The organism is Streptomyces sp. NBC_00988 (genome assembly GCF_045162645.1).
In the GTDB taxonomy this organism is placed as follows: Bacteria; Actinomycetota; Actinomycetes; order Streptomycetales; family Streptomycetaceae; genus Streptomyces.
Map to the genome: position 1 here is coordinate 3,060,959 of NZ_CP108730.1, position 14,566 is coordinate 3,075,524.

Here is a 14,566-nt window from a genome sequence, read left to right on the forward strand (position 1 = left end):
CCACGCGGCGGAGCCGCGCATTGATACAGCCCCGCGCCTCTAAGAGCCCCCAGTCCCGTTGGCTACCAGCTGGGCGGGCTGGCTATCGATCGCGCCAGGACGTCGTTCAGGACCTGGGCCGTCTGCTGTACGTCCATCTGGGAGTTGTCGATGATCGGGAGGCCCGAGCCGTACCAGCCGGCCATGCGGCCGTGGATGCGGGCGACCTCCTCGTCGGTGAGGCGGCGGTTGCCTGAGCGTTCGGCGTTGCGTTCCAGGACGATTTCCAGGCCCGGCAGCAGGACCACCGGGAGGAGGCCGGGGCCCACATGGCGTTTCCAGCCGCCGAGGCCTACGACCGGGCGGTCGGGGAAGACCGCGTCGTCGAGGATGCAGGAGATGCCGTTGGCGAGGAAGTTGCGGGCGGAGAAGCCGCAGGTGCGGCGGGCGAGGCGGTACTGGGCCTCGGAGTGGTCGTTCCAGCCGGACTGGGGGTCGGCGAAGCCGGAGCGGACCCATTCGCGTACGTCGTCGAGGCTGATGTGGGCGGTGGGGACCCGGCGGTGGTCCGCCCAGTACTTGGCGACGCTCGTCTTGCCCGCGCCGGCGGGGCCGATGAGCAGCACCGCGAGGGTCGTGGAGGTCGGGTCGGCCGCGGCCTGCGCCGGTGGCGTGCTGGGCATGGGGACGGGGCCGCCCGGCGGGAGCTGGACGTGTCCTGTGGTGTCCGGTGCGCGGCGTGGGACCGCGTGCGGCAGCGGCGGGGTGGGCGCGAAGCCCGGGGCCGGTGGCGGGGGTGGCACGGGCGCCGGGCCCGGATGGTGCGGACCCGAGTGTTGTCCGGCCGGGGACCAACCGGTGGTCGGTCCCTGCCCCGGCTGGTGGGGCGGCGGCAGCGGAGACCCCACTGCGTGCTGCATCCGGTGCCACTCCATCTCGTACGGCGATTGGCGCTGGCAGCGGGCCCGAACCCCCGCTCCCTACCGAACGGTACCTTCCCCGGCCGCCATTTGGTGAACGGCCGGGGAGGGGCCGAAGTGCCCATCCGCGCAAGGCAATTCGGGCGGAAGGGCCTTGGCGGTACTTACTCGCCCACTTCGCCGTACGCGGCGAGCAGGACGGCCGGGTCGGGGCCCTCCAGGACCGTCGGCTTGGCGAGGCCGTCGAGGACGATGAAGCGCAGCATGTCGCCGCGGGACTTCTTGTCGACCTTCATGGTCTCCAGCAGCTTGGGCCACTGGTCGTAGCGGTAGCTGAGCGGCAGGCCGACCGATTCGAGGACCGTGCGGTGCCGGTCCGCCGTCGCGTCGTCCAACCGGCCCGCGAGACGGCCGAGTTCGGCCGCGAAGTGCATGCCTACGGCCACTGCCGCGCCGTGGCGCCACTTGTAGCGCTCGTTCTTCTCGATGGCGTGGGCGAGGGTGTGGCCGTAGTTGAGGATCTCGCGCAGGCCGGACTCCTTGAGGTCGGCGGAGACGACCTCGGCCTTGACCTTGATGGAGCGTTCGATCAGCTCGGCGGTGTGCGGGCCTGCAGGGGTGCGGGCGGACTCCGGGTCGGACTCGATGAGTTCGAGGATCACCGGGTCGGCGATGAAGCCGGCCTTGATGATCTCGGCGAGCCCGGAGACGTAGTCGTTGACCGGGAGGGAGTCCAGTGCGGCGAGGTCGCAGAGCACGCCGGCCGGCGGGTGGAAGGAGCCGACCAGGTTCTTGCCCTCGGCGGTGTTGATGCCGGTCTTGCCGCCGACGGCCGCGTCGACCATGGCGAGCACGGTCGTCGGTACGGCGATCCAGCGGACCCCGCGCAGCCAGGTCGCGGCGACGAAGCCGGCCAGGTCGGTGGTGGAGCCGCCGCCGACGCCGACGATGACGTCGGAACGGGTGAAGCCGGACTGGCCCAGCGCCTTCCAGCAGTAGGCGGCGACCTCGGCGGTCTTGGCCTCCTCCGCGTTGGGCACCTGGATGGCGACGGCCTCGAAGCCCTGCCCGGCCAGGTCGGCGCGGAGCGCCTCGCCCGTCTCGTCGAGGGCTTCCGGGTGGATGATCGCGACCCGCTTGGCCCTGTCGCCGACCAACCCGCCCAGTTCACCCAGGAGTTGACGGCCCACCAGGACCTCGTACGGGTCGCTGCCCGCCGTGCCGCCGACCTGGATCCGCGTCACTGACTCGCTCATGCTTCCTTCAACTCCAGTGCGTCCAGGACGGCTTGGGTGACGTCCTCGGGGGTGCGGCCGTCGGTGGCCACGACGGCCTGCGCGACCTCGGCGTACAAGTGGCGCCTGGCTTCCATCAGTTCGCGCCACTGCTTGCGCGGGTTGATGGCGAGCAGCGGGCGGGCCGCGTTGAGGCCGGTGCGCTTGACCGCCTCGTCCACGTCCATCGAGAGGTAGACAACCCGGCGTCCGGCGAGCAGCGCCCGCGTGTCCTCGTCGAGGATCGAGCCGCCGCCCAACGCGAGGACGCCGTCGTGTCCGGCGAGTGCCTGGTGCACGGCGCGCTTCTCGATCGCACGGAAGACGGGCTCGCCCTCGTCGACGAAGATCTCGGCGATGGAACGGCCCTCGGCGGCCACGATGTCGTCGTCGGTGTCCCGGTAGCCGACGCCGAGCCGCGCGGCGAGCTGCTGTCCGACGGTGGACTTGCCGACGCCCATGGGACCGACCAGGACGACGAGCGGGGTCGCGGTCACCGGATGACCAGGTTTTCGAGGTACGACTGCACGTTGCGACGGGTCTCGGGCACCGAGTCGCCGCCGAACTTCTCGGCAACGGCGTCCGCGAGGACGAGGGCGACCATGGCCTCGGCGACGATGCCGGCGGCCGGGACCGCGGACACGTCGGAACGCTGATGGTGGGCCTGCGTGGCCTCACCGGTGACCACGTCGACGGTCTGCAGGGCACGCGGCACGGTCGCGATCGGCTTCATCGCGGCCCGCACGCGCAGCAGTTCACCCGTGGACAGCCCGCCCTCGGTACCACCGGAGCGCCCGGAAACGCGCCGAATGCCTTCATCGGTGTTCACGATCTCGTCGTGCGCCTGCGACCCGGGCACCCGAGCCAGCTCGAACCCGTCCCCGATCTCGACACCCTTGATCGCCTGGATACCCATGAGGGCACCGGCGAGGCGGGCGTCCAGCTTGCGGTCCCAGTGCACGTGCGAGCCGAGGCCCACGGGAACGCCGTAGGCGAGGATCTCGACGACACCGCCGAGGGTGTCGCCGTCCTTGTGGGCCTGGTCGATCTCCGCGACCATCGCCTTCGACGCGTCGGCGTCCAGGCAGCGCACCGGGTCGGCGTCCAGCTTCTCGACATCGGCGGGCGTGGGCAGGACACCCTGCGGGGCCTTCGCGGAGGCCAGCTCGACGACGTGCGAGACGATCTCGATCCCGGCCGTCTCCTTGATGTACGACCGGGCGACGGCGCCCAGTGCGACCCGGGCCGCGGTCTCCCGCGCGGAGGCACGCTCCAGGATCGGCCGGGCCTCGTCGAAGCCGTACTTCTGCATACCGGCGAGGTCGGCGTGGCCGGGACGGGGCCGGGTAAGCGGCGCGTTACGGGCGAGCCCCGCCAGGATCTCCGGATCGACCGGATCGGCCGCCATGACCTGTTCCCACTTGGGCCACTCGGTGTTGCCCACCATGATGGCCACCGGCGAACCGAGGGTCAGACCGTGCCGGACACCGCCGAGGAAGGTGACCTCGTCGCGCTCGAACTTCATGCGCGCGCCGCGTCCATAACCGAGCCGGCGCCGGGCCAGGTGGTCCGCCACCATGTCCGTGGTGATCGGCACACCGGCGGGAAGACCCTCCAGCGTCGCCACGAGTGCGGGACCGTGGGACTCCCCCGCGGTCAGCCAGCGCAACCTGCTCAACGGTGCTCCTCATGCTCGCGCCCTGGTACTGCTGCGTACGCGCGTCCTCGCATACGCCAACGGCGCGACCGGGTGCGCGGCCCTGGCCCGCCGCCCCCGATCCTCCCACGTCCGGGGCACGGACCTGGCCGACGGTCCAGGGGGCGGACGGGGGTGGTGGTGGGGGCGGCGGTCGGGGTGCGCCGTCACCCCGTTGTTCCAGGCCAAGGTCAGCGTTCGGCTGACGCGGCGCTTGGCTGTCTTGCGGGGGCCGTGTCAGCGGTCGGGCGACGGCTTCTTGAGGAGCCTTGCCAGGGCGGGGCCAGGAGTCGGCCGCCAGCCGCTTGCGCGCCCGACCCGGATCCGGGTCGACGCTCCGCCTGAGCCTGCTCGGCAGCCCTACCGGGTCGAGGTCCAGAGACGGCTGACGTTCACTTGCCTGCCCTACCGGGTCCGGATCGGCGGTCTGTCGACGTTTTCTCTACAGCCTTGCCGGGCGAGGCCATGAGTCGTCCGACGTACCACCCGACCAGCTGACTCCGGGGCCACGGCCAACCAGCGCGTTCTCAGCGGCCCCACCAGGCCAAGGCCAAGAGCTGGCCGGCTGGACACCTCACCGCCCTACCAGGACGGGCCCATCAGGCGAGCGGCGGCTTCTCACCCGCGCCGCCGGCTCAGGGCCGCCGGCCGGCCCCCCTGTCGCCCACCCACCAGGTCCGCGGCAACAGCCCGTCAACGCCTACTCCCCCGCCCTGCCAGGTCAAGGCCAGCAGTCGCCCAACGCCCTCTCGCCGCCCACCCCACGAATCCGCGTAAGCACCCAGCCCGCCCTGTCCCCGTCGCCCCCGGGGTCAGCAAGCAGCCGGCCGCACCACTCACCCCGCCCCCACCCAGAGCCACCTCACCGCCCCGCCAACGCCTTCTCCCCCGCCCTCCGCATCGCATCCACCGGCGCGGGCCGACACCCCGTCATCTGTTCCACCTGAAGTACCGCCTGGTGCACCAGCAGATCGAGCCCGCTCACCACCGCGCCCCCATAGCCGGACCAGCGGGCCGCGAGGTCCGTGGGCCAGGGGTCGTACAGGACGTCGAAAAGGGTGGCGGGGCGTTCCGGTACCGCGGAGGAAAGGGCGTCTGTCGTGCCGGCCGGTGTGGTGGCGAAGACCAGGGGCGCGCGCAGCCCCTCCGCCGCGTCCGCCCAGTCCGCCGTGCGTACCTCTACGTCCAGCCGCTCGCCCCACTGCCGCATCTCCGCCGCGCGCGCCTCGCTGCGGACGTACGCGACGACCTCGCCCGTACAGATGCGGGCGAGGGCGGCGAGGGCGGAGGAGGCGGTGGCGCCGGCGCCCAGGATCGCGGCGGAGTCGACCTGTTCGATGCCGTGTTCACGCAAGGCGGCGACCATGCCTGGGATGTCGGTGTTGTCGCCGAGGCGTCGGCCGTCCTCGGTGACGACGACCGTGTTCACCGCGTCCACCGACGCCGCTGTCTCGCTGATCTCGTCGAGCAGCGGTATCACGGCGCGTTTCAGCGGCATGGTCAGCGACAGGCCGGCCCACTCCGGGCCGAGGTCCTTGAAGAACCCCGGCAGGGCCGCCTCGTCCACGTCGAAGCGGTCGTAGGACCAGCCGTTCAGCCCCAACTCCCCGTACGCCGCGCGATGCAGTACCGGGGAGAGGGAGTGGGCGATGGGGGAACCGAGCACGGCGGCGCGGCGGGCGTCAGTTGCCCGAACTGGCATTGAACTTTTCCTTGAGTGCCTGGAATTCGGCGTACGTCTTGGCGAATTCGGTCTTGTTCTCGCCGTCGGTCGCCACGAAGTAGATCCAGCCGTCACGGGTCGGATTCAGTGCCGCTGCGAGCGCCTCGTCACCGGGGTTGTCGATGGGACCGGGCGGCAGGCCCTTTTGGGTGTAGGTGTTGTACGGGTCCTTGTTGCTGTTGATCTCCGACTCGCTGATGTGGATGTTGCTCTGACCCTTCAGGTAATTGAAGGTCGAGTCGAATTGCAGATAACGGTTCGTCTCGGTGTTCGTGGTCTTGAGACGGTTGTAGACGACTTCGGCCATCTTGCGGAAGTCCTCGTGCGTCTTGCCCTCGGCCTGGACGAGGCTCGCGACCGTGATGACCTGCAGCGGGTCGTCCAGATTGAGCGCTTTCGCCTTCGCTTCGAGGTCGATCGCGCCGTATTTGTCGCTGGCCTGGGCGACCATCTGCTTGAGGACCGCTTCGGGTTTCATACCCTTTGCGGCGCCATACGTGCCGGGGTAGAGGAAGCCCTCCAGCGGGTCCTTGATGTCCTTGTTGTTGTTCGCCCAGCTGGGAAGTCCGAGCGACTTGTAATCCTTCTTGGCGACGGCCTTGGTGGTGCCATCGGAAAGCCCGAGTTTCTTGTCGATCGCCGCGTAGACCCTCACGTTTCGCACGCCCGGGGCGACGATCAGGTTGTCCTGGCTCTTGGGATCGAGCATCAGCTTGACGGCGCTCGCGGCGGACATTTCCTTCTTCAGCAGAAAGACGCCGGCCTGGATCTTCTTCCCGTCGGGATTCTGCGACTGGGCGGCGACGAACGCGTCGACGCTCTTCACGACGCCCTGTTTCTTCAGCTCCTGGCCGATGGTGTAGCCGCCCGCCCCCTTGGGGATGGTGACGCTCACCGATCCGGTGCCGTCGCCCGCGTAGTCGGGCGCCGTGCCGAAACGATCCTGGTAGAACTGCCAGCCGAAGTAGCCGACCGTGGCCAGGCCGCCGCCGAACACCATGACGACGACCAGGCAGGCGCAGCCGTTGCGGCGCTTTCTCTCCTTGCCGCCTTTGTCCTTGCCTTTGCCTTTGCCGCCCTTGCCCCGCCGGTCACCGCGTCCGCGCCCGTCCGGCTCGTCGTCGGCTTCGTCCTCATCGTCGCCGCCGCCCGCGAAGAACGCGTGTTCGCCCTGATCGGGTCCCGGGTCCCAGTCCGCCTGCTCCGGTTCAGGCTCGGTGCGTCGCTTGCCCGGCGGCTCGGGCGGCGGGTAGGCGTCGGGCGTGCCGTAGAAATCGGGCTGTTGTTCGCCATAGGCGGCGGCCTGCTGTGCGTACGGGTCGCCGGGGTCCGCGGCGTACGGGACCTGCGCGGGCGCGCCGGTGTCGTCCCAGCCGCCCTGCTGATATTGCTGCTGCTGAGCGGCGTACTGCTGATGGCTCTGATCGGCGTACTGCTGATGGTCGGCCCACTGCTGCTGGTCGGGGTAGTGCGGGTTGCCCTGTTCGTCGTAGACCGGGTACTGCTGCTGCGCCTGACCGTAGTCGGCCTGCTGGCCATGGCCCCAGTCGCCGTACTGCTGCGGCTGCTGCGGCTGTTCCGGATAGTGCTGCGGCTGGCCGCCGTAGGAGGACTGCTGCCCCGACTGGGCCTGCTGTCCTTCCCATCCGACGTCCCCGAACAACGGGTCCTCCGGATGCCACGGTTCGGAGCCTGGGCCCCGGCCATACTCAGTCATCGATCCCCTAGAGCCGCGAGGCGGCGGTCGCGGCGCTTGCGGCTCCGGCTCCCGTCCCGCCTCTTGCTGTGCCATGGCTGTTCGAACACCATCGCATCGCGCGGAACGTTACCGTATCGCGATCAGATGACCACTTCGACGCCCTCGCCGGGTGGTTTACCTGACACCCGTTCGGATTCCAGCGCCTGCTGGAGGATGATGACCGCGGCCGCCTGGTCGATGACCGATCGGCCCTTCTTGGACTTCACCCCTGAGGCGCGCAGTCCCTGACTGGCCGTCACCGTGGTCATCCGTTCGTCCAACAGTCTGACCGGTACCGGCGCGATCCCCTTCGCGAGTTCCTGGGCGAATGCCCGGACCTTCACGGCGGCCGGTCCCTCGCCCCCCTTGAGGGAGCGCGGGAGGCCGACGACGACTTCGATCGGTTCGTACTCCTCGGCGAGTTGCCTCAGCCGGCGGTGCGCCGCCGGGATGTCGCGGCCGGGGACCGTCTCGACGGGAGTGGCGAGGATCCCGTCGGGGTCGCACGAGGCGACCCCGATCCGGGCGTCCCCGACGTCGATCGCGAGTCGACGTCCTCTTCGCATGTTCGCGGCCGTTTCTTACTTGGCCGTGTCGGCGACGAGGCGCTCGACGGCGTCCACGGCTTCACCGACGGCGGCCGGGTTCTGGCCACCGCCCTGGGCCACGTCCGGCTTGCCGCCACCGCCGCCACCGAGGGTCTTGGCGGCCGCGCGGACCAGGTCACCGGCCTTGAGACCGCGCTCGCGAGCGGCTTCGTTGGTCGCGATGACCGTGAGCGGCTTGCCGTTGTTGACCGTGAAGAGGGCCACTACGGCGGCGCGTCCGCCCTGGATGCGGCCGCGCACATCGAGAACCAGCTTGCGCAGGTCGTCGGCGCTCGTGCCGTCCGGCACCTGGCCGGTGACCAGCGCGACACCGTGCATGTCCTTGGCGGACTCGACGAGACCGGCCGCGGCCTGCAGCACCTTCTCGGCGCGGAACTTCTCGATCTCCTTCTCGGCGTCCTTCAGCTTGCCGAGCATCGCGGAGACCTTCTCCGGCAGCTCCTCCGGACGCCCCTTGATCAGCTCCTGGAGCTGGGCGACGACCGTGTGCTCCCGGGCGAGGAAGTTGTAGGCGTCGACACCGACGAGCGCTTCGATACGGCGGACTCCGGAGCCGATCGACGACTCGCCGAGCAGCTTCACCAGGCCGAGCTGCGAGGTGTTGTGGACGTGCGTGCCGCCGCACAGCTCCTTGGAGAAGTCGCCGATGGTGACGACGCGGACCCGCTCGCCGTACTTCTCGCCGAACTCGGCGATGGCGCCCTGCTTCTTGGCCTCGTCGAGGCTGAGGATCTCGGCGTGCACGTCCAGGTCGCGGGCGAGCACCTCGTTGATCTTCTGCTCGACGTCGGTCATCACGGCCGTGGGCACGGCGGACGGGGAGCCGAAGTCGAAGCGGAAGCGGCCGGGCTGGTTCTCGGAACCGGCCTGCGCGGCCGTCGGACCGAGGGCGTCGCGCAGCGCCTGGTGGGTGAGGTGGGTGGCCGAGTGGGCGCGGGCGATGGCGGTACGGCGGCGGATGTCGATGGCGGCCTCGGCCTTGGCGCCGACGGTGACCTCGCCGTACTGGACGACGCCCTTGTGGACGTAGACCCCGGGCACCGGCTTCTGGCAGTCGCGGATCTCGATGACGGCACCGGACTCGACCTTGATCCGGCCGGTGTCGCCGATCTGGCCGCCGCCCTCGGCGTAGAAGGGGGTGCGGTCGAGGACGATCTCGACCTCGTCGCCCTCGGTCGCGGCCGGGGAGGAGACGCCGTCGACGAGGATGCCGACGATGGTGGACTCGCCCTGGGTGTCCGAGTAGCCGATGAAGTCGGTCTCGCCGGCCTTGTCGGCGATCTCGCGGTAGGCACCGACGCCCGCGTGGCCGGTCTTCTTGGCCTGCGCGTCGGCCTTGGCCTGGTCGCGCTGCTGCTTCATCAGGCGCCGGAAGCCGTCCTCGTCCACGGAAAGGCCCTGTTCGGCGGCCATTTCGAGGGTGAGGTCGATCGGGAAGCCCCAGGTGTCGTGCAGCAGGAACGCCTTGTCGCCGGCGAGGACCTTGCCGCCGGACTGCTTGGTGTCGGCGATGGCGGTGTCGAGGATGTTGGTGCCGGCCTTCAGCGTCTTGACGAAGGCGGCCTCCTCGGCGAGGGCCACGGTCTCGATGCGCTGGCGGTCGGTGACGAGCTCGGGGTACTGCTGGCCCATCATCGCGATGACGGTGTCGATGAGGTCCTTGACGACCAGACCCGTGGCACCGAGCAGCCGCATGTTGCGGATGGCGCGGCGCATGATGCGGCGCAGGACGTAACCGCGGCCCTCGTTGCCGGGGGTCACGCCGTCACCGATGAGCATCACGGACGTACGCATGTGGTCGGTGACCACGCGCAGGGAGACGTCGGAGTCGTGCGATGCGCCGTACTCGACGCCGGTCAGCTCGGTGGCCTTCTTGATGACGGCCATGGAGGTGTCGATCTCGTACATGTTCTGCACGCCCTGCAGGATCATCGCGAGGCGCTCCAGGCCGAGGCCCGTGTCGATGTTCTTGCTGGGCAGCTCGCCGAGGATCTCGAAGTCCTCCTTGCCGATGCCCTCGCCCCGCTCGTACTGCATGAAGACGAGGTTCCAGATCTCCACGTACCGCTCGTCGTTGACGGCCGGGCCGCCTTCGACGCCGAACTCGGGGCCGCGGTCGTAGTTGATCTCGGAGCACGGGCCGCAGGGTCCGGGGACGCCCATCGACCAGTAGTTGTCCTTCTTGCCGAGGCGCTGGATACGCTCGGCCGGGACGCCGATCTTCTCCCGCCAGATGGTCTCGGCCTCGTCGTCGTCGAGGTAGACCGTGATCCACAGGCGCTCGGGGTCGAGGCCGTAACCACCCTTGTCCTGGGGCGAGGTGAGCAGCTCCCAGGCGTAGGTGATCGCGCCTTCCTTGAAGTAGTCGCCGAAGGAGAAGTTGCCGCACATCTGGAAGAACGTGCCGTGGCGCGTGGTCTTGCCGACCTCTTCGATGTCGGGCGTGCGCACGCACTTCTGCACGCTGGTGGCGCGCGGCCACGGCGGCTTGACCTCGCCGAGGAAGTACGGCTTGAAGGGGACCATGCCGGCGGGGACCAGGAGCAGAGTCGGGTCGTCCGCGATGAGCGACGCCGAGGGGACGACGGTGTGGCCGCGCTCCTCGTAGAAGCTCAGCCAGCGGCGGCGGATTTCAGCCGACTCCATCAGTGGTCCTCATTCCGGTTGTACGAGTACGTCGTCCTGTCGTTTCTTTCGACGGACAGGGGGGTGTTGCGGTTCTCGATGGCGATGTGCTGCCGGGGCGCCGGGAGTTCGGGGTCGACCGGGGCGTTGATCCCGAGCGCGTCGCCGAGTTCGGCCTCGCGCTGGGCCATGCCCGCGCGGACGTCGAGCGCGAAGTGCACCGCGCTGTCCTTGAGCTTGTGGCCCGCTTCGAGCGCCTTGTTGGCCGCGGCGACGGCGAGGTGCTCGGGGGTCAGCTGCTTCAGCTTGCGATTGACCTTGGTGGTCGCCCAGACACCGGCGGCCACGCCCGTGCCGAACCAGAACGTACGGCGGAACATCGCTCGGTCAGTCCTTCTTCCGGGTGCGCTTGCCCCGCCGTCCGGCCGGGACGGTACGGCCCACGATCACCGTACGACGGGACGCCCCGGACGGCGCGGGCACGTCCTCGCGGCGGCCGCCCAGGGCCCGGCGGACGCCGTAGCCGAAGGCCGCGACCTTGACGAGGGGCCCGCCGAAGGTGGAGGCGACGGTGGTGGACAGTGCGGAGGCGTTCGAGGTGACTTCCTGGACGTCGGAGGCGATCGCGTCGACCCGGTCGATCTGGGTCTGCGCGGAGCGCACCGCCGCGGAGGCGTCGGCCAGCAGCGGCACGGCCTGGTCGGTCACGTCCGCGACCAGCTTGGTGGTCGCCTTGAGCGTCTGGGCCAGCCTCACCAGTGCGACGGCGAGGAACGAGACCAGGATCGCCCAGAAGACGGCCACCAGGATCCCGGCCACCTCTCCACCGGACACCTGACACCCGCTCTCGTAAACACCTGTTGATGACTATTGATGACTCGTCCGAGCCTATCGCGCCGGGGGTGGCGCTCTGTACCGCATTACCGCCCCGCGCACACTGGAGTTGCGCGAAGCGATTGTACGGACTGAATACGGTTCAGTACGCTCCGTGTTCCATGCGAGCTTCCCATGGCGGCGACGCCACCGCGGACGGCAATCTGCCCCTCGAACCCGACCGGTTCGTGGGCCGCTCGGCCGAACTCACCGAGCTGGCCCGGGCGCTCGACGCCTCGCGTCTGGTCACGGTGACCGGTCCCGGCGGGGTCGGCAAGTCCCGGCTCGCGGCCCACGCGGCGGCCCGCTCCGCTCCGCCGGACGGTGTGTGGCGGGTGGAACTGGCGCCGGTGCGCGACCCGGAACTCGTCGACTTCGCGGTCGTAGAGGCGCTGGGGTTGACGGATCACACCGCGCGGTTGCCGCGCGAGGCGCTGCTCGCACATTTGACGGAGCGTCAACTCCTGTTGGTGCTGGACGGGTTCGAGCATCTGGTGGAGGTGTGTGCCGAGCTGGTGGCCGAGTTGCTCGGGCGGGTGCCGGGGCTGCGGGTGCTCGCGGTGGGGCGGCGGCCGTTGGAACTGTCGGGTGAACGTGTGGTGGCGGTGGCTCCGTTGGGCGAGGACGAGGCGGTGGAGCTGTTCGCCGACCGGGCCGCGCAGCAGGGCGTCGCCCTCCACGAAGACGATCCGGACGTACGGGAGTTGTGCCGGCGGCTCGACGGGATTCCGCTCGCCGTCGAGCTGGCGGCGGGGCGGCTGCGGGCGCTGGCGCCCGGGGAGTTGCTGGCGCGGTTCGACGACCGGTTCCGGCTGCTGGCAGGCGGGCGCAGGGACGCGTTACCCCGGCACCAGACGCTGCGGACGGCGATCGGCTGGAGCCATGAACTGTGCACGCCCGAGGAGCGGTTGCTGTGGGCGCGGCTCTCGGTGTTCGCCGGGCGCTTCGACCTGGAGGCCGCCGAGTACGTGTGCGGCGGCGACGGACTGACCTCGGACGGCGTCCTCGACGTGCTCTCCGAACTCCTCGCGCAGTCCGTGGTCGTCGGCGAACAGACGCCGACGGGCGTGCGCTACCGGATGCTCGACACGATCCGGGCCTACGGCGCCGACTGGCTGGAGGCGACCGGGGACGCGGCCCGGCTGCGGCGCCGGCACCGCGACTGGTATCTGGGCCTGGCCACGTGGTGCGAGCTGGACTGGTTCTCGCCGCGCCAGGGCGAGGTCGCCGCGCGGGTCGAGGCTGAACTGCCGAATCTGCGCGGCGCCTTGGAGTACTGCCTGACCGAGCCGGACGAGACGCACCTGGGCCAGTACCTCGCGGGCTCCCTGTGGTTCTACTGGGCGGGCTGCGGGCGCCTCGCGGAGGGCCGGCACTGGCTGGAGCAGGCCGTGCAGCTGGACGCCGAGGACACGGCGAACGACCAGTCACGGCTGAAGGCCCTGTGGGTGCTCGGCTATGTGGCGATCCTCCAGGGCGACACCGTGCCCGCGCTGGCCGCGCTCCAGGAGTGCCGCGAGGAGGCGGACGAGGCCGCGAACCCCACGGCGGTCGCGTACGCCGAACACCGCACCGGCTGCCTGGCGTTGGTCACGGACGACATGCCGCGCGCGGAGACCCTGCTGCGCTCGGCGCTCGACCGCTACCAGCAGATCGGCGAGCTCAACAGCAACGTGCTGATGGGCCAGGTCGAACTGGCGATGACCCGGGCGTTCCAGGGCGATCTGGCGGACGCGGTCAAGCTGTGCGAGGACGTCCGCCAGGTCTGCGAGGACCACGGCGAGCGCTGGACCCGCGCGTACGCGCTGTACGTCCTGGCCTACGTCGCCTGGAGCGACGGCGAACTCCCGCTCGCGCGCGACCTGTTGGCGGACTGTCTGGGCAGCGCGCACGGCTTCCGCGATCTGCTCGGCTCGGTGCTCGCGGTCGAGCTGCTCGCCCTCGTCACGGTGGCGGAGGGCGACGCCGCCGAGGCCGCGCTGTTGCAGGGTGCGGCGGGCGGGATGTGGCCGTCGGTGGGGCTGCCGCTGTTCGGCTCGGCGTACTACAACGCGCCGCACGAGCTGTGCGAGGCGATGGCCCGCGAGCGCCTCGGCGACGAGCGGTACGAGGAGTGCGTACGGGAGGGGGCGCGGCTGGGCCGGGAGGCGGCCGTGGCCCGGGCGCTGGGGCAGGAGCGGTCGCTCGACGCCGTGCCGGTGCCGCGCGGGCCGGTGCGGCCCGCGACGGTGAGCGTGGACATGCGAAAGCCCGCCGCCTCGCCCACCTGGAAGGGCGGGGAGACGGCGGGCTGACACGCGGTGGTGCTACGTCCGTTGAGTGATCAGCGGGCGTAGTACTCGACGACGAGCTGCTCGTCGCAGATCACCGGGATCTCCTTGCGGTTCGGCTCGCGGTCCAGGCGGAACGCCAGGGCGCCGAGGTTCACCTGGAGGTAGCGCGGGGTCTCGCCGTCGGGGGCGAAGCCACCGGCGCGGGAAACCTCGAACAGGGTCTTGCTGCGGCTGCGCTCGCGAACCATCACGACGTCGTCGGGCTTGACGCGGAAGGACGGCTTGTCGACCTTGCCACCGTTGACCTCGATGTGGCCGTGAACGACCATCTGGCGGGCCTGGTAGATCGTGCGGGCGATGCCCGAACGAAGGACCAGCGCGTCGAGACGACGCTCCAGCTCGATGATCAGGGCCTCACCGGTCTTGCCCTGGACCTTGGAGGCACGCTCGTAGGCGCGGACGAGCTGACGCTCGGACACGTCGTACTGCGCGCGCAGACGCTGCTTCTCCAGCAGACGGACCTTGTAGTCCGAGTTCTGCTTGCGGCCACGACCGTGCTCACCCGGCGGGTAGGGACGGGCCTCGAAGTACTTGACGGCCTTCGGGGTCAGCGCGATGCCGAGGGCACGCGACTTCTTGACCTTGGGGCGGGACTGATTCGCCACTTCTTATCCTTTTTCTCTTCGGCTGCCTCAGGGTTACGGGAGGTCGCATCCGCAGCCGGGGAAATCCCGACAGGCCCCGAAGGACTTGTCAGGCAGCCGTTCCCCTGATCTGGGCACATACGTGCAGCACACGAACGGCCCACCGACCGGTCCCGGAACCCCGGGTGGTGGTGGGCTGCCCGCGACACCTAC

12 protein-coding genes are annotated in these 14,566 nt (G+C 70.1%); 1 reads left to right on the forward strand and 11 read right to left on the reverse strand.

Annotation, left to right across the window (positions count from 1 at the left end; all coding sequences use genetic code 11):
• Window positions 1-62: 62 nt before the first annotated feature.
• The 10 genes from OG496_RS13855 to OG496_RS13900 all read right to left on the reverse strand — a co-directional run bounded on the left by OG496_RS13855 (window position 63) and on the right by OG496_RS13900 (window position 11,397).
• Window positions 63-899, reverse strand: a complete 837-nt coding sequence (locus OG496_RS13855) for a Pro-rich N-terminal domain-containing protein (protein ID WP_366495490.1) — start codon at window positions 897-899, stop codon at window positions 63-65.
• 164 nt (window positions 900-1,063) lie between these two features.
• The gene (aroB, locus tag OG496_RS13860; protein WP_366495491.1) at window positions 1,064-2,155 is read right to left on the reverse strand and encodes a 3-dehydroquinate synthase; all 1,092 of its coding nucleotides are present in this window, start codon (window positions 2,153-2,155) and stop codon (window positions 1,064-1,066) included.
• A complete protein-coding gene (locus OG496_RS13865; RefSeq protein WP_405971079.1) occupies window positions 2,152-2,670 on the reverse strand; it encodes a shikimate kinase in 519 nt (172 codons plus the stop codon). Before OG496_RS13865 ends, aroB begins: the two co-directional genes overlap by 4 nt.
• Entirely contained in the window at window positions 2,667-3,851 is a 1,185-nt protein-coding gene (gene aroC / locus OG496_RS13870; RefSeq protein ID WP_366495493.1) for a chorismate synthase, read from the reverse strand. Before aroC ends, OG496_RS13865 begins: the two co-directional genes overlap by 4 nt.
• An 880-nt stretch (window positions 3,852-4,731) precedes the next feature.
• Window positions 4,732-5,571, reverse strand: coding sequence for a shikimate dehydrogenase (locus OG496_RS13875; protein ID WP_405971080.1), 840 nt, complete (start codon window positions 5,569-5,571; stop codon window positions 4,732-4,734).
• On the reverse strand, window positions 5,552-7,309 hold the full coding sequence (mltG, locus tag OG496_RS13880; protein WP_405971081.1) for an endolytic transglycosylase MltG: 1,758 nt from the start codon (window positions 7,307-7,309) through the stop codon (window positions 5,552-5,554). Before mltG ends, OG496_RS13875 begins: the two co-directional genes overlap by 20 nt.
• 122 nt (window positions 7,310-7,431) lie before the next feature.
• Window positions 7,432-7,896 (reverse strand): Holliday junction resolvase RuvX, encoded by a 465-nt coding sequence (gene ruvX, locus OG496_RS13885; protein WP_366495495.1) that lies wholly within the window; start codon window positions 7,894-7,896, stop codon window positions 7,432-7,434.
• Window positions 7,897-7,911: 15 nt separating this feature from the next.
• A complete protein-coding gene (gene alaS / locus OG496_RS13890) occupies window positions 7,912-10,584 on the reverse strand; it encodes an alanine--tRNA ligase (protein ID WP_405971082.1) in 2,673 nt (890 codons plus the stop codon).
• Window positions 10,584-10,943, reverse strand: a complete 360-nt coding sequence (locus OG496_RS13895; RefSeq protein WP_317773006.1) for a hypothetical protein — start codon at window positions 10,941-10,943, stop codon at window positions 10,584-10,586. The genes alaS and OG496_RS13895 overlap by 1 nt, the downstream gene beginning before the upstream one ends.
• 7 nt (window positions 10,944-10,950) lie before the next feature.
• Window positions 10,951-11,397: a DUF948 domain-containing protein gene (locus tag OG496_RS13900; RefSeq protein WP_063739143.1), complete on the reverse strand. Its 447-nt coding sequence runs from the start codon at window positions 11,395-11,397 to the stop codon at window positions 10,951-10,953.
• A gap of 161 nt (window positions 11,398-11,558) precedes the next feature.
• On the opposite strand from OG496_RS13900, the gene OG496_RS13905 reads away from it, so the two are divergent.
• Entirely contained in the window at window positions 11,559-13,730 is a 2,172-nt protein-coding gene (locus OG496_RS13905; RefSeq protein ID WP_405971083.1) for an ATP-binding protein, read from the forward strand.
• Between the two features lie 29 nt (window positions 13,731-13,759).
• On the opposite strand, the gene rpsD is transcribed toward OG496_RS13905, so the two are convergent.
• Window positions 13,760-14,374, reverse strand: coding sequence for a 30S ribosomal protein S4 (gene rpsD / locus OG496_RS13910; RefSeq protein WP_043683972.1), 615 nt, complete (start codon window positions 14,372-14,374; stop codon window positions 13,760-13,762).
• Window positions 14,375-14,566 lie beyond the last annotated feature (192 nt).